Genomic DNA, 20,802 nt, shown 5'->3' with positions numbered 1-20,802 from the left:
TATACATCAATTAATTTTTACTTTACTTAATAGAAAACATAAAGGTAAATTGTCATTCAAATCTTGAAGCAAACTATATTTTTGTAAAAAGAGCACATATCTAAAACATATCCCTATAGAGCGAAGCAACGTTTTCCCACGAATAGCGTTGCTGAAGACCCTCTAGACGATTCAAAAAACATTCATCATCAACATCTCTATCAACATATCTTTTAATAGCATTTGCTAAACTTTCCGCGTTTTCATTTTCAAAAAACACTTCATCACCAAAGTCCGCCAAAGTCTCTTGAAAGCTTGGCAAATTTGATACTATAAAGAAACGATTAAAGCTAAGCGCAAGCAACAGCACTCCACTTTGCGAAATTTCTCGATACGGAATCACAATTACATCAGATTCTGAAATCTTACTATATAATACTTTGTCAGAAACAAACTCAGGAATCCATTCAACATCCAGTTTTTCTGTTTTCGTTTTTAATGACATATAGTAATCTGACGCTATTTTTCCAACTATTACTGTTCGAACCTTTTTCTGATAATCGCTAGACAACCGATTTAACGCATCAACTAAAACATCCGTACCTTTATAGTAGCTCTGGTTGCCGTACATAATCAGATTTAACTTTTCACCTCGCTTATGTGACTCTATCTTTATTCCCTTGGGAGCAAAGACTCCATGAGGAATCACACAGGTTTTTGAATCTTCAATACGAAAGTCTCTGCAAAATTCTTTTCTCGACACTTCCAAATGAAGAATAAACTTGTCAAAAAACTTTTGAATGTCCTTAAATCTCTGTTTATAGACTTTCTTTTGTACGATACTAAAATTGTGTGGGTAAAGATTATGTATTGTAAGAATAACCTTTGTCTTTGGAGAAATAATCTTTATTACACATAAAAAGAATTTTTCGACAGCGCAAATCTCAAGAAACGGCAACCACTGAAAATGAAGAATATCTATCTTGTGCAACAGTAAATAAAGAATTAAATACAAATAATTTATTATTCCCTCTATTGCTTTAAAACCTCTTTTCAATGTATTATCACTATTTTGCAGCGATGTTGGAATAAGGCTTATCAACCTTCGACACTCGCAATCAACTTTGGTTGGATTAACATTGGCGGCAAGAAAAATGAGATGATCCTTAGAAAGCATATCCTTTGACAACGCCTCGCATAAGGCAATATCATAATTCAGCACTTTGCCGGATATGTCAACCATTAAATAATTCATATCTCTTTTTACAATTCCTCACTATTTCTTCCATTTTCAAAATGGCTGAAATTTGGTGAAACAGTCCAATTCTAGAACCAAGAAGATCAACAAAATAACGAAATGGGTACAAAAAAGCAACTATAATTTTACATAAAGGCAGATAAACAAGATTTAATTTACAATAAGCTTTGCGGAATCCAAAGTATTTTTCTAAATAATCCTGAAAATGAGTTTCATGATTTACAGAACGAGTTCCATCACAAATGTAATAGTCTTCAGAAAGCTTATCCTTAACAGTTTCTAAAACACCATTTACCAAAGCCGCATTTACATTATATTTTTCAAAATCCGGATTTGTTTTTTGAACAGCAAAATCAAAGCATTTTTCATTGACAATTATATAACTGTACCCCGCTAACTCAGACGTTTCTTTATAGAAAGCCGCAAAGACTTTTATTGAACCATCTTTTATTTTTTCATACCATCCGTTAAGCGAAATAGTAAAAGTGTCCTTATTAAATTTTGGCCTGTATTTTAAAGGGTATGCAGAAAAAGCACGTTCTTGTACGTATGCAAACGCCTCAGAGTATTCCGTTGGATTAGCAACCTCTTTAACATCAAAATAACGCATAGCCTTCGTTATTTCATATCGTCTTTTTGTTTTTAATGCCGAAATATCAAACGGGGTATCCTTAATAACATACCACCAACCTGTATCATACCCACAATCCCAATTTGTCGTATATCGGACCAATAAAGGCTTTTTCCCTTCAATACGCCAAATAGAGCCGTCTTTGACAGGAATTAAGTCCGGTTCTACATGCGGTGCCGTTGTCGGAACCGCTGCATGATTGTAATATTTCCACCCTGGAATGCTATTACTCATGCATTTTTCTCCACATACCTAAACTTTTTCCACACACCAAAAAACAAATTCCTCGCCGTAATCCAGAGCGAACTAACTGGATTCAAGCCTTCGGCTTCGCGATAGAGTTTGTAGTGCCACTTGATAAGAGCTACATAGCTGTGATTGCTGATTGAGCCGCCCCTTTTGCGGTAACTTGCCAGCGTTTCAGGGAGCAGGTAGCATTCCGCCTTGCGGCATGCCTTGAGCCATATAGCGTAATCGTTGTTCTTGCGAATGTCGGCAATCTGGATATCTCCCACGATTTCGCGGTCATACATCACGGTCAGGCAACCTGGCCAGCAGTAGTTGAACATTCCCGTCTTGGTGATGCGTCTTGGGCCGCCCACGAGCGTTCCTGTCGGCTTGCCGTTTTCGTCAATTTCTTCGTATTGGGTATAACTGAAGGCATAGTCGTTTTCGGCCATGAACTTGAGTTGTTTTTCGAGTTTTTCGGGGGCCCATAGGTCGTCGCTATCAAGGAAGGCTATCCATTTGCCTTTTGCCTGTGCGAGGGCGCGGTTGCGGGAGAAGGCTGCACCGCAGTTTTGGGCGTTTTTGAGGTAATGGATTTTTGATGACGGGAGATCCCCGCCTTCGCGGGGATGACAATAGGGGGCAACAACCTCATCGGTGTTGTCGGTGCTGGCGTCGTCAACGATAATCAGTTCCCAGTTCGTGTAGGTCTGGGCCAATACGGACTGTATCGACTCGGTGATGAACCGACCCGTGTTGTAGCTGGGCATGATTATGGAGACAAGACCGTACATCAGGCGGCATCCTCCAGAGTTTCGCGGCAACGATCGTTACCCCGTGAGCCATAAGCGACTCGTCTTAACGAGTCGTGTTGGCGAGAGCGAGGCGATACCAAAAGGCTTCGACCTGACTTTACGCCGAGCGGTCGTGTCGGGGCCGAGACTCGCGGAACGAGCAAGGAGATCCCCGCCTTCGCGGGGATGACATAAGAGCGCGCGGGGATGACATGATTGCGCGCGGGGATGACATGATGGCGCGCGGGGATGACGGCGAGTGAAGCGAGGCTCGGTTTTGTGAGGGGTGCGCGAGCCGCTAGGCGAAGCGGAGCCCCACACAATAGAGCGTGACGGCCCTTCGGCAGGCTCAGGGACCTTGCCGGGCCGCCCTTCAAAAAAGCAACAGTTGTTTGCACTCTTCCGTGGGAACAATTTATAAATTCGCCCCCCAAAACGAAGGAGGATACATGAACCGCAGTGAATTTTTCGCCATGGCCAAGGACGTGCACGAGCATCCCGAACGCCTGGCGGAATACCGCAAGATCTACAGGAACGTCTACCCGTTCAGCGACGGAATCTTCAAGATGCTCATGGCCAACGAATCGAAGCCTGAACGGACGGTGAAGTTCCTGAACGCCATGCTCGGGCTCGCGGGTGCAGACGCAATCGGGTCGTTCACCCTGGGCGTCCAGGAGAACCCCGGCGTCCTGGACGACAAGACCGCCATTTTCGACATCTACGGCACGACGGAGGCGGGCAACCCCATCCTTATCGAGGTTCAGCAGTGCCACAACAAGTTCTTTGTTGACAGGCTCGTCTACTATACGTCGAGGGTGATTTCCCGCACGGTCAAGAAGTCGCAGACCTACAGGCTGCCGCACGTCTACGTGCTCTCTATCCTGACCGAAAACCAGTTCTTGCGGGAACAGGACACCTACCTGCACCATGTGGGGCTCAACAGGAACGGCCGAGTGCCCTATGACAAGCTGGATATCTACCTGGTGGAACTGGAAAAGTTCTTCTCTATCAAGGACCGCACCCCCACGGCGCTTCGCGAGCGGTCCGACAGGGCGGAAATGCTGCGCGTGTTTCGCGATGTCCTCGAGGAACGGGATATCCCTGCCGATAGGCTGAAAAAACTGCTTGACAAGGACTTTGTCAAGGATGTATCTTTTACGGCGTTCACCGACGAAATTCTTCTGAACGAGGTTGACGGTATGACCGATTTGCTTTACGAGCGGCAGGGCGCCTATGCGGAAGGCCAAGACGACCTTCTGAAGATCCTGGTTGCCGCAGGCAAGCTTACCGCGGCCGAAGCCGAGCATTTTTCCAAGATGGCCTCGGAAAACCGCGAAAAACGCTAGTTTCATGACGCCTCCGCGATGAGGCGCCTGGCCTCCTGTTGCCCGCGGTCGTACTGTTCGCGGGTGATCTTGCCGCTTGCGAGCAGGTAGTCGCCGAGGTCGGTAGCGGTGTCGGAACCTTCTTCGGTGATACCGTCGCGCTTGAACACCTTGCCGAGAGTGGTGAGGATTATCCTGATGTCGCCGAGGAGGGTGATTTTCTCGATGTACTGCAGGTCGTAGGCGATTTTCGATTCCCAGGTGACGGCGTTGCGCCCGTTCACCTGCGCAAGCCCGCTGAGTCCCTGCCGCACGGTGTGCCGCCTGCGCTGTTCGGCCGTCATGAACACCATGTCGCGCACGAGCTGGGGCCTTGGCCCGATTACGGCCATGTCGCCCTTGAGGATGTTGAAGAGTTCGGGCAGTTCGTCGAGGCTGGTGGAGCGGAGGAACTTGCCGTAGGCGTTCAGCCGCACGTCGTCGGGGAGCAGGTTCCCCTGCGCGTCACGCTCGTTGGTCATGGTGCGGAACTTGACGAGCCTGAATATCCTTTCGCCCTTGCCCGGGCGGGGCTGCGTGAAGAAGGGGTTGCCATGCATCTTGACGGCGCCGAGGACGGTGAGCACGAGCAGCAGCGGGCTCAGGGCGAGAATCGCGGCCAGCGCGCAGCAGAAGTCCAGGGGTCGTTTGAGGAAGCGGGCGTACATATTCCCCCAAATATAGGTTTTCGGTGGATTTCGGACAACCTACGGGGGCGGAATGAGTGCCGTATAGGCGAATTTGGCGTTTTTATGCCAGACCCCTTGACTCCTGCAGCTGATTAGTGTATATTTGTGCAGTATGAACGAGATTTTACTGTACAAAACCGACAATGCAGAAGTCAAGGTTGAGATCCTGCTGCAAAATGAGAATCTCTGGCTAACCCAGGCCAAGATGGCCGAGCTTTTCGATGTGCAGAAGGCGGCCATTTCAAAGCATCTGAAGAACATCTTTGCCGATGGCGAATTGCAGGAGTCGTCAGTTGTTTCCAAAATGGAAACAACTGCTTCTGACGGCAAGAACTATCAAACCAACATCTACAATCTCGATGCCATTATCGCGGTGGGCTACCGCATCAACTCGAAAAAAGCAACCATGTTCCGCATCTGGGCCACGCAGGTCCTAAAGGAATACATAATCAAGGGCTTCGCCATGAACGACGAACGCCTGAAAGAGCCGCAGAATTTCTTCGGCAAGGACTACTTCGAGGAGCAGCTCGAACGTATCCGCGAAATCAGGGCGAGCGAGCGCCGTTTTTACCAGAAAATCACGGACATCTACGCCAGATGCAGCGCCGACTACAGTCCAGACAGCCAGATTACGCAAGATTTCTTCGCAACGGTGCAGAACAAGATGCACTATGCCGTAACGCACCAGACCGCCGCAGAAATCATATACTCCCGCGCAGACAGCAAAAAGATGAATATGGGGTTGGCGAACACCCTAAACAGGATTGTCACCATGTATCTGGACTACGCTGAGTTGCAGGCGAAACGCGGCCAGGTCATGTACATGAAGGACTGGGTGGAAAAGCTAAACGCTTTCCTTCAATTCAACGAGCGCGATATCCTTGAAGACAAGGGCAAGGTCACACGCGAAATAGCGAAGGCCTTCGCAGAAGGCGAATATGACAAGTTCAGGGTAATCCGCGACGCCAATTACAAGAGCGATTTTGACAAGTTGATGGAGTCTATCGCAGAATACAAGGCGTAAGAGAAAAGCTCACCGAAGCAAGCTACGCGTTGCCGCAATCGAACAAAAACAATCTCAGGCGGCCTCCCCCAAAGTTTCGCGGCAACGATCGTGACCCGTAGGGGCGGAGACGGGTGCCGCAAGCAAAGCGAGCGGTGCCTGGCCCCGTTTTACGAGGTGCGCGGGGTGGCAAAGCCGCGACGCGGGCCCGTAAAATAGAGCGTGACGGCGCGGGAGCGCCGAGCCGCCCAAAATAAAGTCGAGCCTGAATATCCGTTCGCCCTTGCCCGGGCGGGGCTGCGTGAAGAAGGGGTTGCCATGCATCTTGACGGCACCGAGGACGGTGAGCACGAGCAGCAGCGGGCTCAGGGCGAGAATCGCGGCCAGCGCGCAGCAGAAGTCCAGGGGTCGTTTGAGGAAGCGGGCGTACATATTCCCCTAAATATAGTTTTTAGGGGAATTACGGACAACCTACGGGGCGGAGCGGGGGGTGATTTCGGCCCATTTTGACAGATATATGCAAATTATGTATATTTTATGTATAAAAAATGAGGCTAAGGCATGAAAATGGAGAACTCAAAATTCTTAGATGAGCCGATTGACGAAGAGGAACGCGCCCTCATGGAAGCTGTCGAGAACGGCGAGGCCGTTCCGCTCCCAAAAGGGGAAGAAGAGCGTATCCGTGCAGACATCATGTCCGCCTCGGCGAAGAACATCACCATCCGTATGCAGTTGGACGACCTGGACGGCATCAAGAAGATGGCGAAGGCCGCCGGAATGCCCTACCAGACCCTCATCAACTCCATCATCCACCGCTACGTGACCGGCGGAATAATCTTCAAGGTGGCCGTGTAGGCCGACCCAAAGACCAAGCGCTATACGGACATGGACGAAATGTGGGCAGACTTGGATAAATGATTTACGAAGTTATCTGGACTACGGTCTGGACAGCGAAAAGCTATTCCACGTAACCGATTCCGGCATCGTAGTTCTTGCCAAGGATACGGTGATTAAGGCATAAAAAAATTCCCGGCCAAGCCGGGATTTTTTTTCTTTATAGCAAATCCTGACCGGTGGGATTTCCTTTGGGAGCATGAGCGTTCACATTCAACCAGTTTCCCCAACCAGATTCCTTGTGGAAAGTCGTCAGTTCGTAAGAGTCACGCTTTTTTGCTTTAGTAAAACTCATTCCGCTGTTGTAGGTTGCGCTATCTACCAGAACTACGGATAGCGAGAAATGGTCCAGTGGAGCATCCTTCGCAAAATGTGCTTCCATACGTGCAAGCGTCATGGAATCAAACGCGTTATCCAAATCTGCCGAAATTTTTACCAGGGAGTCATCCTTGGTTTCTTCTGCAAGTTTTCGCGCATAGTCCCTTATGTCGTACAGGTAATATATGTTCGCCACCCTGTAGCACTTGTCTGCGGCTAAGTCTATGGAGGGCCTCACTTTTTCATCTGCGTAAAGAGCAACAAGGCGGCTAGACAACCTTTTCACGATTGGCGTCAAGTTCGCCAGCTTTTCTGCTTTCAGGAACTGGAAATCCCCATTCTGTTCCCCGGGGAGATATTCCGTTTTCCAGGCCACCTGCACATCCCTATTTTCAAAGGCTCCCTTGACAATTTCTTCAAATTTACCATCTTCGTCATGGGTCAATATATCCACAATTTCGGTCATTAGCTCCCCCCGCGAAGTCATAAGGGAATGTTCCGACACCATCACGTAATCTGCATAGGGGTAAATTTCCTGCATGGATTCGAGGTTTCCCATAAGGCAGTTATGGAAAAGAATTGCCTTAAAATGAGGAATCTTTGATTTCTTGATTCCTGTGGCGAATTCTTCCATGGTCATGGACTCATTATACCCATACTCACCATAAGTAACCCATTCATCCTCCATCACGGACATCACCGCCTGTTTCGCCAGGCTTCCGCGCTTGGATTTTGGGTAGTCGCTCTCAAAACTGAATCCCTCCCCATGGGCTTCCAGGAAAAAGAGGTATTCCTGAGCCGGCAAGCTGTCGTGTGCGTAGTTAATCACAGAAGCCAAGTAATCCGGATCATAGAACTTGATGGAGTCCTTTACAATGGCTACAGAATCTTTCATGGAAGACAAGTCGGTATTCTTCGTGAGTTCAAAGAACAGCAACTGTCCGGGGTATGCCATGGTTCCATCAAAGTCTTTGCCATCCAAGCCATATTTATAGACGACCAGGACACGGACATCTTTTTCGTCTCCGATGACATCCCTGACATCTTTCATCGTCGCTTCGATACTCTCTTCCATGTCCCCGCCATTCTGGCCATAGATAATGACCGTATAACGGGCGACGCCTTCGAAACTAGCTGAACTGGAAGAATCATCGGAACAGGCCACAAGGGCAAACAGCACAAGGAACAAGGCCATGCGCAAGAACGGCGAAATAAACCTTACCATATCACAGAGAATTCCTATTTAGTTTCGACTTTTTGAAAGGGGGCTAGTTCTTCGCAGGTCTTGCCCTTGTCTTCGTCCGAGTAATAATTTACGACAATCGTATCAAAGCCGTTATCGTCATCGCAGGTTTGCACAGGTTCTTTTTCCACGGAGGCGCACCCGTCGATAAATTCTATGTCCTTGTCATCACTTGCAAACTGCGTCACGCTTGATTTCAATGTAGCGGCAAGTTTATACTCTACGCACACCTCCATTTTTTTGTTATAGAAAGACATTACCTTGGTGCTATCCACGACAATATCTTCCTCAATGTCAAAATCATCATCCTCTTCTTCATCGTCTGCAAGCAATTCTTCGCAGCTTTGCTTGGCCACAGTCTTATCATAAACGAAAATGGACGAACCATCATCGGATTCGCAGGTATTCTTAGCGTTTTGTGCATCGCAACCCGTTTCTTGCCAGGAGGCTTTCAAGGTGAGCCCCCCATCAGTCAAGTCAGCGCACTCTTCTGCAACGGAATCCTTTGCCGATTCCGGGGCCTGCATGCATAGATAAGGAATCAATTCGTCTTCCATGACAACCGACATAAGGCAAGATACCTGGGGTTCATCAGAGGACGAGGAATCGTCGGAACAAGCAACCATAACAGAAGCGGCTACGGCAAGACCCCCAAAGACTAGTTTTTTCATTGGACTTCCTTTTTTAAAGGTGGAACGCTTTTTCAATAAATAACAATAATGCGGGAACGTGTCAAGACATATGGACTCAATACGCCACCCCAGATAATCAAGAATATAAAAAAAGAACCCGTTTCGGGCCCTTTTTTAATGTGTAATGTGTAGCCGCTTAACAACTCATTTTGCATAAAGGGAAAGGAGTCCAGAGGAAAGGGAAAGCCCTTTCCTCTGCGTCTCATTAACAGCCGAGCTTTGCGGACAGGTAAGCTTCGAGTTCGTCGATCTTCACCAGTTCCTGCTTCATGGAGTCGCGTTCGCGAACCGTCACGAAGCCGAGCTTTGCCGGATCGGATTCACCCTCGCCCACCGTGTCGAAGTCCACAGTCACGCAGAACGGCGTGCCGAGTTCGTCCTGACGGCGGTAGCGCTTGCCGATGGACTGGGTTTCGTCGTATTCCACGTTCCAGCGGTTCAGGAGCTTCTGGTAGAGCTCTTCGGCCTTGGCCTTCACCTGGCCCTTCTTCACCAGCGGGAGAACGGCAACCTTCACCGGAGCAATCTTCGGGTCGAAATGGAGCACGGTACGTTCGTCGTTTTCGAGCTTTTCAACGTCGTAGGCGTCGCAGAGGAGCACCAACAGCAGGCGTTCCACACCGAGGGACGGTTCCACCACGTACGGAATATAGCGCTTGTTCTGCACCGGGTCAATGTATTCCTGCTTGACCTTGGATTCGTTCTGGTGCTGCGTCAAGTCGTAGTTCGTACGGCTTGCGATACCCCAGAGTTCGCCCCAACCGAACGGGAATTCGTATTCGATGTCGGTGGTACCGTTGGAGTAGTGAGAAAGTTCTTCCTTGGCATGTTCGCGGAGGCGGAGCTTTTCCTTGTTCACGCCCAGGTCGTTCACCAACCAGTCGAAGCAATACTTGCGCCAGAAGTTGTACCATTCCAGTTCGGTGCCCGGTTCGCAGAAAAATTCCAGTTCCATCTGTTCGAATTCGCGGGTACGGAAGATGAAGTTACCCGGAGTGATTTCGTTACGGAAGCTCTTACCAATCTGGCCCACACCGAACGGGATGCGCGGGCGGACGTTATCGACAATGTTCTTGAAGTCAACGAAAATACCCTGAGCGGTTTCCGGACGGAGGTAGACCTTGTTGCCTTCGCCTTCGATCACGCCGATTTCAGTCTGGAACATCAGGTTGAATGCGCGGGGCTTGGTCCAGTCGGTCTTGCCGCAGGTCGGGCATTCAATCTTGTTGTCCATCATCATCTGGTGGACTTCGTCAAAGTTCTTGCCGGCGCAGCAGCCTTCGCCGAGCTTGTCTTCCAAAAGTTGGTCGGCACGGAAACGTTCGTGGCAAGCGAGGCAGTCCACCAGCGGGTCAGAGAAGTTGCCCACGTGGCCAGAGGCCTTCCAAACGCGGGGGTTCAAGAGAATAGAGCTGTCGAGACCGAGCACGTCCTGGCGGCTGGTCACGAACTTCTTCCACCAGAGGTTCTTGATGTTGCGCTTCAGTTCCACGCCATACGGACCGTAGTCCCAAGTGTTGGCGAGGCCGTCGTAAATTTCGGAGCCGGGGAAAATGAAACCGCGGCGCTTGCAGAGGGAGATGATGTCCTTGAGGGCATCCTGAACTTTCTTTGCCATTTTAGAGTCCTTTTGATTTTTATGCGAGCAAATTTAGAAAATAGTGGCTAGTGGTTAGTGGTTAGTAAACAGGAAATAGCAAAAAAACAACCATAACGAGGGCAAACAGGCGGGAGTTCTTTCGTTTAAAATCCTACCCCCTCTAATCCCTAACAATTATTCTATATTAGCCACACATCTATGAAACGCGTCGTTTCCATACTCCTGTTCTCCCTCCCCCTCTGCCTCTGGGCAAAGGAAGATGGCATGGCCGAAAATGCCGTGCCCCTGGTAGAGCAGCCTATAGAATCAGGCGCTGAATCCTTAAGCGAAGTTCCTGCCGAAACCGCCGAAAATCCAGCTGGTGCAGTCGAACTCACCGAAGCCGAAAAGCTTATCCAGCAGGAGCTGGCCGAAATAGAGGCCGAAAACCTGGAAACAGAAGATGTTGCCGAAGCCGACTCCCTAGCCGTAGAAGGCGAAGATGGCGCCGAAAGCGAATCGGGAGCCGAAAGCGAAGAAGCCGACGCCGAACTGGCCGCCGACATGGCCGCCGCCGATTCCGCCAGTGCGGACTCCGCCGTCAAGTCCCTGTTCCTGGATATGACCGCCTCGGCCATGCCCTCCGAAAGCAGGCGCATCTCGGGGCCCTACGGCATACGAACCTACCGCATGCACCGTGGAGTAGATTTGGGACTCTGCCACGGCGAAGACCGCACCATCGTAGCCGCCTTTGCAGGCAAGGTGGTCAAGACCCGGAACCAGGGCCGCCGCAGGGGCTACGGCAAGTACGTGATTCTCGACCACGGGAACGGCCTCACCACGCTGTACGCCCACTTGTCCAAATGGAATGTAAAAGTCGGCGACACCCTGCAAGCAGGCGACACCATCGGTATAGGCGGCAACACGGGACGTTCCTTCGGGGCGCACCTGCATTTCGAGATGCGCTACAACGGGCTCTACATAGACCCTTCCACCGTCTTTGATTTCGAAAACGGAAAATTCAGGTGGGAGCAAACTGAGATTGATCCCGTCGCCCTACAGCAAAACGAGGACTTTTACCAAAAAGAACTTTCCAAACACCGCTACTACAAGGTGCGCCGCGGGGACTGCCTCGGAAAGATTGCCCGAAAATACGGAATTTCTATACGCAGGCTCAAACAGCTCAACGGCCTCAAGAGCAACATGATTCGTCCGGGCCAGGTGCTGCGCTGCTCGTAGACTACTTCTTCTTTTCTTTCAGCTTGACTTTGCGTTCCTTGGAACGGAGCCTTTCCCACGGTGCAAAAGAAACCACCGGAAACAGGAACACGTAGAACCACAAGTTGAAGGCAAGCCACGACACGGCTGCTTCCGCCACCTTCACGCCAGAAACAGCCGACTTGTCCATATCGAACAACAAAGCCGCCACCGCCAAAAGGGACGACACCGTCACCGGAATCAACAGCTTTTTGCCGCTACGGATCAGGGCTCCTGCCTGGGGAGTCCCTTCGGCAAGATGTTTTGCAGAGACAAGGGCCAAAGCCAAGACCGATGCAAAGCCGACAGCGGAGAAAACCGCCCATAGCAAAAAGGCTGGAGCAAAGGCCGGCAGCAATGCTACCATTGCAGTCAATAGCACCCAGCTAAAGGCAAAGGGGAAAAGCACATTGGCAACGCCCAGTTTTGCAAAGAGCAAAAGGAGCAGAGCCACGCCGGCAAACGCTCCATAGAATATCAGGACCATGCTTTCGGCACCGTCCAGGGCGTACAAGGCAAAAACCATGGCACTGAGGCCAAACAAACCTGCAATACCGCCTCGGATTCCTGCAAACACAAACAGCAGAACCACCATGGCCACCGCAGAAACGGCGAGATACTGGCCTCCCTGCCACAGAGATGCAAAGCCCCCATGTTCAGCCAGCCACATTCCCAAAGATTCCGAAGAGGCCACCGGCATTGAGACCATGGCCTGCCAGCGGGTCGCCACAAAAGTCACGGACAAAACAACAAGAAGTACCACCGAAATCAGGCGGAATCTCAAAAACAATTCCAGCAGTTTCTGAATCTTTCCAGGTTTTTCACGCAAATCCATTTTTACCTCGATATAAGCAATTTTTGTTTCTTTGTCCAAGTTTTCTTTTTGAACCCGTCCGAAGCCTCCACTTCGCTACGGACCACATAATGGTATAGCCCGTTGGCCAAAAGCCTTCCGTGATTGTCACGACCATCCCAGCGGGTCATGCCCGAGACAGCATTTTTGATGACCTTCACCAAGCGACCATTCTGGTTGTATATAAAGATGTTCACCATAGAATTGCGGTTCACGGCCAGGTTCTTGAAATAGAAAGTCGTTCCCTTCTTGCCCATGGGATTCGGCACGTTGAAAACATCCTGCAAGCCGGACTTCATTTCTTCGGTCAGTTCCAGATTCAAGGTCTTGGTGGCCACATTGCCCAAGACATCTTGTGCGCGGACCTTGAAAACGTATTTGCCTTCGGGGTAGTTTTCGGCATTGAAAGTCTTGCGGACCACAACCTTCTTGGAAGTCTGCTCCAAAAACGGTCCCGGGTGGTACGGGTGTTCCACACCCACAATTTCAAAACTAATTCCTTCGTCGGGTTGTTCTCGGAAATCAATGGCGGTAGAATCCTCGATGGTCACCTGAAGGCATGCCGGGAACTGCATTTTTACAGATTCCCCATCGGCAAAGGAGGTGTTGATTCCTCCGCTGTAACAAGTCTACACCTGTATCGAAGGTGGCGTCTGATCATGGATAGAATCCGCAAATGTAGAAACTCCAGAAATCAAGATTTTCCTTTTCAAGAATCTACCAACGGCCCTATCCTTCGACGAATATGCCCAGGCGCTCAACCGGGCGGCAGTATCGCCAAAAGAAAGTTTTCTTGGAGAAATAAATTCCGTTTCAAACCGGCCTCCACGAACGGGGACAACCTGGGAATGTATCAGAGAACCATCAAAAACAACATCCACAGTATCATCTTCTACGTCTAGACCATTAAACAGCCTCTTGCTTCGCTTGCCCTCATGCAAAGATATTCCAATATACCCATCTTTCATGCCCGAAACATTTCCAGAAAGCCTTACCTTGTCAAGGGCCTTCAGGGTATCCATTTCGGCATCGAAAGAAACCTTCATAGAGGCCTTGGGCATCTGAAGAACAGGCTCCCCTATCAACACATAGAGTTCGTTATTGTATCGCTGGCGGCTATAGCCCACCCCTACAGAATTTTTAGCATTCCGATACGCGTCTCCGACAAGCATGCCCTCCGTCTTTAGCAAAGAAATCAAAAAAGCTCTTCCGAAAGCCTCGTTGTAATCGGCAAAAGTTTCTCTTGTCGAACCAATAGACGCAATAGAGCCTACTTGAGATGCCAGCACGAATTCTTCGGATAAGGATCGCGCATTGCCCATATCAAAACGTCCCACGGTACAAGAAAAAGAATTGAGAATAGTCAGGCGGCCCCTGTTGGAAATTTTCGCTATGTAGCTAGGCTTCAAAAGTCCTTCAGAAGCCCAATCCGTCATGGATCCATGACCAAAATAGGCCGTAATCAATGCGCCTTGGTTTATCATGTTGACAAAATCATCAACCGCATCCTTTTTTTGTCCCGAGGCATCGGCCGGGTAATCCAGCAAATACATCTTTTTCAGATTCCACTGGTGATTCTGGGCCGTGGCCATACTATCGATAGACCTTGCAAGCATTTCTTGCAGTTTGGTATGTTCCGTATAGTCTACGATATGGCTGTTGAGTGCGTCATCGGCAGCGAGCAGCAGCGTGGACCGCCATTCCGAATGGTCATAGAGTCCCACCTTCTCGTATTCCCGGACCTTGTCCATGTAGTGGGACAATTCCTGTTCTGTGGATACCGGTAAACGACCTACGGCAACATCTAAATCGTACTTACCGTACAAAATTAGTTCACCAGGTTCAAGTGCACCAAAGAAATCATCGCTTGCCACAGATTCCTTTTCATAGGGCGGCATATAGTTCGGACCTAACTTCGTATTGATTCCGCGGTAATCATAATGACCCGAACCCAAGAGAAGCACATATTTGAGTTTATTGCAACGGGTCTTCGCATAGGCTACATAATTGCGGATTGCCACAGGAGAAACAGCGCCACCTGTATACCTTGCATAAATATCTTCTACGGCAACAACCGCAGTCGGGATTGTGGTCACGGCAGAGCCATCGGAGCGGAATTTTCCTAGGGCTACGGCTCCATTCAGAAATTCCGACGGCGATACGATCAAATATTCCGTACGGGAATCAATTCTAGAAATATCCGAAATCACCCCTGCGGGTTTAACAGCTTGGCTAACCACGCTAATAGTGTTTCTGTACACATTTTTCTTGTAGACCAGATAACGCACATCATCGGAAGCAGCTACACTATCCTTTGCAACGCCATTTTTCACCTGCAAAAGGCCCACCTGACGATAGTTTACAAACTTCATAATCTGAAGATTTGCATCTTTGCCAACGGGAATCTGTATAACTCCAGATACTCGGCCCGGCAAAAGCCATTCTGCCGAATCCACCGCAGGAGTCCACTGATAGGCCAGCGTGTAACCGTCAAAACGGTCGAACTGGTAATCGTTAGGCAACATCGTCAAGCCGAAACTATTTCCCTTGTCCTTGAGCCCTGGATTACCCAGACGGAAAGTATTGCCCGGCATCAAGGTGGCGGTACTGCGGGGTAGCTTCTTTCCATTCACCGTCATGGAAAAATCAATACCGTCCATCCGTTCCTGATAAGACTTGCCGGACATTTCCAAATCGTGCTTCTGATCATCGGACTTTTCGGCAAAAGAGCGCCAAAGAGATCTATACGGGAAGTAGGACACCCCCAAAAATTCCTTTCCACCTGCAATTCGCCCAGGTAAATCTTGAACCTGCGGCTGAATCAGGTCCGAATTGGAATAGGTGGTAGAATCTAGACGGCTATGCCAAAGCCAAAACCATTCTCTACCCGAAGAACTTTCCCAGTCTCCTTCACGACCATAATAGGTATCCCGCAAGATGGCCTCTTTTTCTGCGCGGACGTAGCGCATCCATTCTATGCTCTTGCCCGTACCGGATGGTTCCTTCAAGTAATCATTCAAACGAAGTCCCTTGCCAGAGGATTTCCAGCCCAGCTGAAAGTTCTGGTAAAAGGAATAGGGCGAATGTGAATGGAAATAGTCCATCTTGCCCGTTTCAAAGGACGGGTCCTCTGAATCGACGCGTTTCCAAATAGAAGTGCCGTACCCCACAAAAAGGAGCGTATCACCAGCGTCGAAGATTCCGTTTCCGTTCTTGTCCCGAACCTCAATAGGGATTTCAAAGGTCTGGTCCGGTTCTAGCTTGGCCTTTTCGGGCACCTTGTCGCTCAAGGTGTCGGGAGAAGCCGCATAAACGCAGAGTTTTTCGACCTGGATCCCATCCAGGTCTCCCTGCCTCTTGTTTTGGACCAGGGCCTTCTTGATTGTTGCAAAATCCACCGCATAGAGACCGTCTTCGCTAAAGGTGGCCACATTCTTGTCGCCAACCGCAAATTGGGCAATAAAGGTCACAGATGCGTCCACATGAGAAACCGCAAGGCAACCCAGGGCAAGCAACAATGTGGACCATTTCAAGCGCATATCTCTAAAATACAAAATAGCTGGCTACGGGGCGAAAATATCCATTTCAAAGAAGCCGTTGCCGTTCACCCGAAATTCCACCGTCTCGCCGGTAGCGGCCCTGGTCTTGAAAATCGTGACATATTCCGGTGGAAATCCTTTCGAAAGAATGGCTTCCAGTTCATCGGCCTTGATAAAGGCGGAATGATTCCAGGAATCCATGTACCAATGCCAAGGTTGCCAGTTGAACAGCCCCCGAACAGACTGGACAAAGGCCCGAAGCATCAGGGCATATTCATAACGAAAATAGTCCATGTAACTGCGGACTTCGGAACGTTTTTCTACAAAGGTTTTCTTGGCAAAATCTCTGTCGTAACGGAGCGCCGTCTTGTCCGCCTTTTCGTAGGTAAAGCGGATCAGTTTTTCGGATATGGAAATTTTCAGGTTGGGCTTGTCCAGGTGGACAAAGACCGTCGGGGATTCCTGCTGGTAGTCCCGGAGAAACACCCGCGGGTCCGGTTCCGGATTCAGCTTCAGAGGCTCCGGTTTGGCATCTAGGGCGGAAAGCTCATAGAACACAAGAACCTCCCCCGCTCCCTTCGAAAAAAGGATAGCCATCAAGGGCTTTTCCCGCTCAGATATTACCCACACCATCTGGGGTTTCTGGGAGGTTTTCATGGAAGGTGCAACCACCGACATGATAGAAGGGTCTTTTACGCCGGTGCTGTCCCATTCCATCCAGGTTCCTGTGCCACCTACAGAATCCAGAACAGCAAAAAGGCGGTCGCCACTAAAAGGAGTCTTGGACTCTACCGCTCCCGAAATCTTGGCTGGAGCGGCAATGGCGCAGACGCCAAAACACAGGAGCAAAAACAAGCACTTGCAGATACTACGCATCGTGTATTCGTCTAACTAAAAACCGATAGGCTCCAACAGGGAATCGTCCAGCCTGGAGTAGGTCATGTGGTATTCCTTCTCTATCCAGTAAAGGGCCAGCTTGCGGTTGGTCCAGTTCTTCTTGACCGCGATAGATTCGATTCCCTTGGTAATCAGAGGGAGCGTTGCCGGCAGGTCCAGTTTCCAGGTCCGGTCATCCCAGACAAATAGCATAATGGGCACGTCGGGGCTTTTGGCAAGGCCTATACTTCCCCGGTCGTTTTTCACCTTCATGGGTCCAAGTTGCAGACGCAGGAACCGGTCCAGCATACCGCTCTTGCTGAGCAGCATAAAGAGCATGCGGTCATCTTCGGTTTCCCAGAGGTGTTCCCGCTCATAAAGGCGGTAAAGAATAATGGCGTAGGCCTCATAAAACTGGCATGTATCCAGAGCCTCAGCGTCGTAGCGGCGGGCATGTGTTTCAAGAGTGTCCAGCCAGTATTCCGAAGTGTCTGTCAGATAGCCGTACAGGACTTCGGCAGAAGCACCGTTCCGGATACCGTCCAGAAAGTTCTGGAACATAGTTTCCAAAAGGGCCTACTTGTCCTGGACTCGCTCCTGGTATTGGGCGTCCTTTGCCTGGGCATTTTGGGGCGTATTTTGAAGAACTCCACCCTGGGAAGCGTTGTCCGCAGAGCCTGCACAGGCGGTTAATAGCAAGAAAACAACCATAGCGAGGGGCACAAGAATTTTATCTTTCAAGATATGCATCGCGATACCTACTTAAAAATGAGCCTGGACCAGCTGCTAGGCGTCTGTACCCTGAAAGGTTTCCAGGGGTCCGGTCCTGGCGGGCAACACAGGAACAAGACCAACACCGGAGTGCAGCTGACCTTACGGGAATACAATTTAGAAATCAAATCCTCCGAAGGCAGATCCGCCAAGGAAAATAAGGTCCACGCTCTGCACCGCATGCAGATGGCACTTGCCCTCAAGGTGCGAGAAGCACCCCAAGAGCCCGAAATGCCCTTTCCCGGAAGCAACGGGCATATTCAAACAAGTAACCCTCTTTTCCCCCTGTTCGTGGCCCACGTCTTTGACCGCATGGCTCAAAAAAACGGTGACACCAAGGAAGCAGCTAAGGCTTTTGGCCTTTCTCCCAGCGCCCTGGTGAAAATTTTAAGACAAAGTAAGCCCTGCGCTGAAAAGCTACAGAGTTCCAGGAACCATAATTCCGGAAATCAGCCACAGAACTCGTAATATTTTTTTTACCGTTCCTTTTTGGCCTCCCAATTCCGTTTATAAGGCATAGGATGTCTTATAAACCAAAAGGAGGTCAAATGAATCCTATCAAGAAAACAACTCTGTGGGCTCTGGCCCTTTCCCTATTCGCCCTTGTTCTTTGGGCCTGCGGCAAGGATTCCGGCGAAAAAACTATTGCAAACACCGAAGGTGTCTCCACCAAGGTGCAGCTGGAACTCCACTACACAAGCGTCCCCCTCATGGACAGTCTAGTCATCGACTGTATGGGAGCCGATACTCTGCACCTGGTCAAAAGTCCAGAAGAACATTCCCTAGAGCTAGACCTGTTCCCCCATGACCACTGGAGATTCCAGGCTAAAATTTATGCCAACGGCAACCTGATGCAAAAAGGCGAAGTGGAGGCCCGGTTAGAAGCGGGCAAAACAGAAGAAATCAACATCAAGATGCGGCCTCTGGCCGGATTCATCTACCTACGGATTCCCCTAGGGTTTGGAAACCCCGTCAAAATCGCCTATGGGCAAATGGAATTGGAATCCGAAGATTCCCTCTATACCTACCTTATGGAAATAGTCGACAGCGACGGCGTGTTCCATACCGATTTTCTCGCTCTGGAAAAAAGCTACCGATTAAAAATAACGTTGTTCGACCAGCTGGACAACAACATTTATCAAATAGAAGATTCACTCTATTTAAGTCCAGACAATCCGGTTCCATCATTAGAACTGAAATCCCTGAGAGGCAAGGCGGCCATAGCCATAGAAATCGCCGACAACGCCAACCTGGAGATTCAAATGAACCTGCCAGCATCGAGGCGCAGTCCAAAAGAAAACGACCTGGTTATCACAGAATTCTTGAGTGCACCCCTCAAAACAGATTCCAATCAATACGAATTCATCGAGATCTACAATGGAAGCATAGACACCCTTTTGCTGGGCGGCTGCACCATCGGCACCGGTTCAACGGGCAGCAAGGCCTGGGAAATCACCGTTAATGACATCGCTCCAGGCAAAAACCTCGTGTTTGGCGATACTTCGGCAAGCACCCCAACAGCATTCAGGAACACCGCAACCTGGGGAGACCTGACCAACACCAAGAGCTCCATCGTGCTCCAATGCAACGGAACCATTCTTGATTCCTTATTTTATTCCAACGTTCAGGATTCGGCAACAGTCATTCCCAACAACAACAATCCCAGCAAGAATCCCCAAAGCACCCAGCTTAACCAGCGTCTTTGGCAAACAAGGGGGCTAGGCGAATCCTGGTGCATGGGAGTTCCAACTCCAGGATCACCCGAGGGTTGCTTCTAAAGCTACACAACAACAAAAAACTCCGGGGAGTTCTCCTCGGAGTCTTAAAAATTTTTTGACCTAAACTAGCCGTGAAGTTGCGCAGCAGGTTTATCCATGTCGAAAAGCCTACGCAAAAGTTCTGTCTTGGCGGGGTCACGTTCATCGGGCAAGGTCAACGGCCCCATGGAGATGGCCACGAGAATTGAACCCGGGTAGTTGTTAACACGCTTGATAAACTCGCTCTCGGAGACCCCTTCAGAATAAAAATCGACCACGAAGGTATCCCAATCCTCGTTTTCCAGTTGTTCCAGGGCCTCGGCCTCGGTTTTCACGGGCTTGATAGTGGCACCCACCAACAGGTCAGTCAAAACCTCAAGACAAGCTTCACGCCGGGCATCATCTTCTTCCCAAATGAGAATCTGGCGCTGGCTGTAATCCCTAATTACAGGGGCACTTTCAACACCTTCATCCGAATCCAGAAGATTCTTATCGAATTCTCCCAAATCTTCGTCATCAAAATTGTCAAGTTCTTTTTCCATAATGCTGCAATATAGTAAAACTATTCCAAAGCTTCACGAATCTGCTGGACAAAGGCCATTTCTTCCGGAGATACATTGCTCTCGTTTTCATCTTCGCGGGAGGCATTTGCTACTTTCAGCATAGATTCCAACACTTTGCTCTTGAACTCGGGACTTTGCTCCCTAAGGGTTTCCACACAAGCCGTCGCACGTTCTTTTGCCGATGAAAACGAGCCATAAACCTTATTGAAGTCATCCCAAGAGACATCGGGGGTCAGTTCGTCGTGAATTTGGTCCAAAGTATCACTTTCCGCCTGTGTCGCAGAAGAAGAGCCAGGCAAAAGATTTTCAGTTTCATTCTCGTGAAAAAGACAAGCCACCTGCCAAGATAGGACCAAAAGCGCCAGATTCGGATTCATTATAGACCTCATGATTTTCTGTACAAATAATAAAAAAGTTACCAGTTACTAGTTACTTCGCCCTTCGGGCTAGTTACTAGTTTTTGATGTTACAAGAGTCTTGTTTCAGAATAACTCTAGTAACTAGTAACTTAGAA

At 49.4% G+C, this 20,802-nt stretch carries 20 protein-coding genes and 1 pseudogene; 6 read left to right on the top strand and 15 right to left on the bottom strand.

What is annotated here, in order from left to right:
• Window positions 1-100 precede the first annotated feature (100 nt).
• Genes IKB43_04525 through IKB43_04515 form a run of 3 tightly spaced genes read right to left on the bottom strand, consistent with a single transcriptional unit; the run spans window position 101 to window position 2,890 of the window.
• Window positions 101-1,234 (bottom strand): glycosyltransferase, encoded by a 1,134-nt coding sequence (locus IKB43_04525; GenBank protein ID MBR2469404.1) that lies wholly within the window; start codon window positions 1,232-1,234, stop codon window positions 101-103.
• Window positions 1,215-2,102 carry a hypothetical protein gene (locus IKB43_04520; GenBank protein MBR2469403.1) on the bottom strand — a complete coding sequence of 296 codons (888 nt, stop codon included), beginning with the start codon at window positions 2,100-2,102 and terminating at the stop codon, window positions 1,215-1,217. Before IKB43_04520 ends, IKB43_04525 begins: the two co-directional genes overlap by 20 nt.
• Window positions 2,099-2,890 (bottom strand): glycosyltransferase, encoded by a 792-nt coding sequence (locus IKB43_04515; protein MBR2469402.1) that lies wholly within the window; start codon window positions 2,888-2,890, stop codon window positions 2,099-2,101. Before IKB43_04515 ends, IKB43_04520 begins: the two co-directional genes overlap by 4 nt.
• Before the next feature lie 449 nt (window positions 2,891-3,339).
• Between IKB43_04515 and IKB43_04510 the strand changes: the two genes are divergently transcribed.
• The gene (locus IKB43_04510) at window positions 3,340-4,236 is read left to right on the top strand and encodes a PD-(D/E)XK nuclease family transposase (GenBank protein MBR2469401.1); all 897 of its coding nucleotides are present in this window, start codon (window positions 3,340-3,342) and stop codon (window positions 4,234-4,236) included.
• Between the two features lie 2 nt (window positions 4,237-4,238).
• Here the strand turns inward: IKB43_04510 and IKB43_04505 are convergent, their stop codons facing one another.
• Window positions 4,239-4,922 (bottom strand): sugar transferase, encoded by a 684-nt coding sequence (locus IKB43_04505; GenBank protein ID MBR2469400.1) that lies wholly within the window; start codon window positions 4,920-4,922, stop codon window positions 4,239-4,241.
• A 133-nt stretch (window positions 4,923-5,055) separates the two neighbouring features.
• Between IKB43_04505 and IKB43_04500 the strand changes: the two genes are divergently transcribed.
• Entirely contained in the window at window positions 5,056-5,967 is a 912-nt protein-coding gene (locus IKB43_04500) for a virulence RhuM family protein (GenBank protein ID MBR2469399.1), read from the top strand.
• A 54-nt stretch (window positions 5,968-6,021) separates the two neighbouring features.
• Here IKB43_04500 and IKB43_04495 read toward each other — a convergent pair whose 3' ends face one another.
• The gene (locus IKB43_04495) at window positions 6,022-6,378 is read right to left on the bottom strand and encodes a sugar transferase (GenBank protein MBR2469398.1); all 357 of its coding nucleotides are present in this window, start codon (window positions 6,376-6,378) and stop codon (window positions 6,022-6,024) included.
• Window positions 6,379-6,507: 129 nt separating this feature from the next.
• On the opposite strand from IKB43_04495, the gene IKB43_04490 reads away from it, so the two are divergent.
• The gene (locus tag IKB43_04490; GenBank protein MBR2469397.1) at window positions 6,508-6,801 is read left to right on the top strand and encodes a hypothetical protein; all 294 of its coding nucleotides are present in this window, start codon (window positions 6,508-6,510) and stop codon (window positions 6,799-6,801) included.
• 199 nt (window positions 6,802-7,000) lie between these two features.
• Here the strand turns inward: IKB43_04490 and IKB43_04485 are convergent, their stop codons facing one another.
• The 3 genes from IKB43_04485 to IKB43_04475 form a co-directional block, all read right to left on the bottom strand.
• A complete protein-coding gene (locus IKB43_04485; protein MBR2469396.1) occupies window positions 7,001-8,383 on the bottom strand; it encodes a hypothetical protein in 1,383 nt (460 codons plus the stop codon).
• A gap of 14 nt (window positions 8,384-8,397) precedes the next feature.
• Window positions 8,398-9,072: a hypothetical protein gene (locus IKB43_04480; protein MBR2469395.1), complete on the bottom strand. Its 675-nt coding sequence runs from the start codon at window positions 9,070-9,072 to the stop codon at window positions 8,398-8,400.
• 226 nt (window positions 9,073-9,298) lie between these two features.
• Window positions 9,299-10,711, bottom strand: coding sequence for a glycine--tRNA ligase (locus IKB43_04475; protein ID MBR2469394.1), 1,413 nt, complete (start codon window positions 10,709-10,711; stop codon window positions 9,299-9,301).
• A 180-nt stretch (window positions 10,712-10,891) separates the two neighbouring features.
• On the opposite strand from IKB43_04475, the gene IKB43_04470 reads away from it, so the two are divergent.
• Window positions 10,892-11,911, top strand: a complete 1,020-nt coding sequence (locus tag IKB43_04470; GenBank protein ID MBR2469393.1) for a peptidoglycan DD-metalloendopeptidase family protein — start codon at window positions 10,892-10,894, stop codon at window positions 11,909-11,911.
• Between the two features lies 1 nt (window position 11,912).
• Here IKB43_04470 and IKB43_04465 read toward each other — a convergent pair whose 3' ends face one another.
• The 5 genes and pseudogenes from IKB43_04465 to IKB43_04445 form a co-directional block, all read right to left on the bottom strand.
• A complete protein-coding gene (locus IKB43_04465; GenBank protein ID MBR2469392.1) occupies window positions 11,913-12,764 on the bottom strand; it encodes a hypothetical protein in 852 nt (283 codons plus the stop codon).
• Between the two features lie 2 nt (window positions 12,765-12,766).
• The gene (locus tag IKB43_04460) at window positions 12,767-13,357 is read right to left on the bottom strand and encodes a hypothetical protein (GenBank protein ID MBR2469391.1); all 591 of its coding nucleotides are present in this window, start codon (window positions 13,355-13,357) and stop codon (window positions 12,767-12,769) included.
• A 54-nt stretch (window positions 13,358-13,411) separates the two neighbouring features.
• Window positions 13,412-16,321 carry a hypothetical protein gene (locus IKB43_04455; GenBank protein MBR2469390.1) on the bottom strand — a complete coding sequence of 970 codons (2,910 nt, stop codon included), beginning with the start codon at window positions 16,319-16,321 and terminating at the stop codon, window positions 13,412-13,414.
• 24 nt (window positions 16,322-16,345) lie between these two features.
• The gene (locus tag IKB43_04450) at window positions 16,346-17,197 is read right to left on the bottom strand and encodes a hypothetical protein (GenBank protein MBR2469389.1); all 852 of its coding nucleotides are present in this window, start codon (window positions 17,195-17,197) and stop codon (window positions 16,346-16,348) included.
• 15 nt (window positions 17,198-17,212) lie between these two features.
• Window positions 17,213-17,947, bottom strand: a pseudogene (locus IKB43_04445) (hypothetical protein).
• Between IKB43_04445 and IKB43_04440 the strand changes: the two are divergent.
• Window positions 17,942-18,436, top strand: a complete 495-nt coding sequence (locus IKB43_04440; protein ID MBR2469388.1) for a peptide chain release factor — start codon at window positions 17,942-17,944, stop codon at window positions 18,434-18,436. The pseudogene IKB43_04445 and the gene IKB43_04440 overlap by 6 nt on opposite strands.
• Before the next feature lie 80 nt (window positions 18,437-18,516).
• Window positions 18,517-19,746: a lamin tail domain-containing protein gene (locus tag IKB43_04435; GenBank protein MBR2469387.1), complete on the top strand. Its 1,230-nt coding sequence runs from the start codon at window positions 18,517-18,519 to the stop codon at window positions 19,744-19,746.
• A 65-nt stretch (window positions 19,747-19,811) separates the two neighbouring features.
• On the opposite strand, the gene IKB43_04430 is transcribed toward IKB43_04435, so the two are convergent.
• Window positions 19,812-20,267 carry a hypothetical protein gene (locus tag IKB43_04430; GenBank protein ID MBR2469386.1) on the bottom strand — a complete coding sequence of 152 codons (456 nt, stop codon included), beginning with the start codon at window positions 20,265-20,267 and terminating at the stop codon, window positions 19,812-19,814.
• A 20-nt stretch (window positions 20,268-20,287) separates the two neighbouring features.
• On the bottom strand, window positions 20,288-20,665 hold the full coding sequence (locus IKB43_04425; protein MBR2469385.1) for a hypothetical protein: 378 nt from the start codon (window positions 20,663-20,665) through the stop codon (window positions 20,288-20,290).
• Window positions 20,666-20,802 lie beyond the last annotated feature (137 nt).

This window comes from Fibrobacter sp. (assembly GCA_017503015.1).
In the GTDB taxonomy this organism is placed as follows: Bacteria; Fibrobacterota; Fibrobacteria; order Fibrobacterales; family Fibrobacteraceae; genus Fibrobacter.
The sequence above is the reverse complement of the archived record's forward strand: the minus strand, read 5'-3'. Positions and strand labels throughout refer to the sequence as shown.

Excerpts from the sequence above, each read along its gene's own strand:
- IKB43_04525 (MBR2469404.1), bottom strand. The coding sequence starts at position 1,234 with ATGAATTATTTAATGGTTGACATATCCGGCAAAGTGCTGAATTATGAT.
- IKB43_04520 (MBR2469403.1), bottom strand. The coding sequence starts at position 2,102 with ATGAGTAATAGCATTCCAGGGTGGAAATATTACAATCATGCAGCGGTT.
- IKB43_04515 (MBR2469402.1), bottom strand. The coding sequence starts at position 2,890 with ATGTACGGTCTTGTCTCCATAATCATGCCCAGCTACAACACGGGTCGG.
- IKB43_04510 (MBR2469401.1), top strand. The coding sequence starts at position 3,340 with ATGAACCGCAGTGAATTTTTCGCCATGGCCAAGGACGTGCACGAGCAT.
- IKB43_04505 (MBR2469400.1), bottom strand. The coding sequence starts at position 4,922 with ATGTACGCCCGCTTCCTCAAACGACCCCTGGACTTCTGCTGCGCGCTG.
- IKB43_04500 (MBR2469399.1), top strand. The coding sequence starts at position 5,056 with ATGAACGAGATTTTACTGTACAAAACCGACAATGCAGAAGTCAAGGTT.
- IKB43_04495 (MBR2469398.1), bottom strand. The coding sequence starts at position 6,378 with ATGTACGCCCGCTTCCTCAAACGACCCCTGGACTTCTGCTGCGCGCTG.
- IKB43_04490 (MBR2469397.1), top strand. The coding sequence starts at position 6,508 with ATGAAAATGGAGAACTCAAAATTCTTAGATGAGCCGATTGACGAAGAG.
- IKB43_04485 (MBR2469396.1), bottom strand. The coding sequence starts at position 8,383 with ATGGTAAGGTTTATTTCGCCGTTCTTGCGCATGGCCTTGTTCCTTGTG.
- IKB43_04480 (MBR2469395.1), bottom strand. The coding sequence starts at position 9,072 with ATGAAAAAACTAGTCTTTGGGGGTCTTGCCGTAGCCGCTTCTGTTATG.
- IKB43_04475 (MBR2469394.1), bottom strand. The coding sequence starts at position 10,711 with ATGGCAAAGAAAGTTCAGGATGCCCTCAAGGACATCATCTCCCTCTGC.
- IKB43_04470 (MBR2469393.1), top strand. The coding sequence starts at position 10,892 with ATGAAACGCGTCGTTTCCATACTCCTGTTCTCCCTCCCCCTCTGCCTC.
- IKB43_04465 (MBR2469392.1), bottom strand. The coding sequence starts at position 12,764 with ATGGATTTGCGTGAAAAACCTGGAAAGATTCAGAAACTGCTGGAATTG.
- IKB43_04460 (MBR2469391.1), bottom strand. The coding sequence starts at position 13,357 with ATGCAGTTCCCGGCATGCCTTCAGGTGACCATCGAGGATTCTACCGCC.
- IKB43_04455 (MBR2469390.1), bottom strand. The coding sequence starts at position 16,321 with ATGCGCTTGAAATGGTCCACATTGTTGCTTGCCCTGGGTTGCCTTGCG.
- IKB43_04450 (MBR2469389.1), bottom strand. The coding sequence starts at position 17,197 with ATGCGTAGTATCTGCAAGTGCTTGTTTTTGCTCCTGTGTTTTGGCGTC.
- IKB43_04440 (MBR2469388.1), top strand. The coding sequence starts at position 17,942 with ATGCATCGCGATACCTACTTAAAAATGAGCCTGGACCAGCTGCTAGGC.
- IKB43_04435 (MBR2469387.1), top strand. The coding sequence starts at position 18,517 with ATGAATCCTATCAAGAAAACAACTCTGTGGGCTCTGGCCCTTTCCCTA.
- IKB43_04430 (MBR2469386.1), bottom strand. The coding sequence starts at position 20,267 with ATGGAAAAAGAACTTGACAATTTTGATGACGAAGATTTGGGAGAATTC.
- IKB43_04425 (MBR2469385.1), bottom strand. The coding sequence starts at position 20,665 with ATGAATCCGAATCTGGCGCTTTTGGTCCTATCTTGGCAGGTGGCTTGT.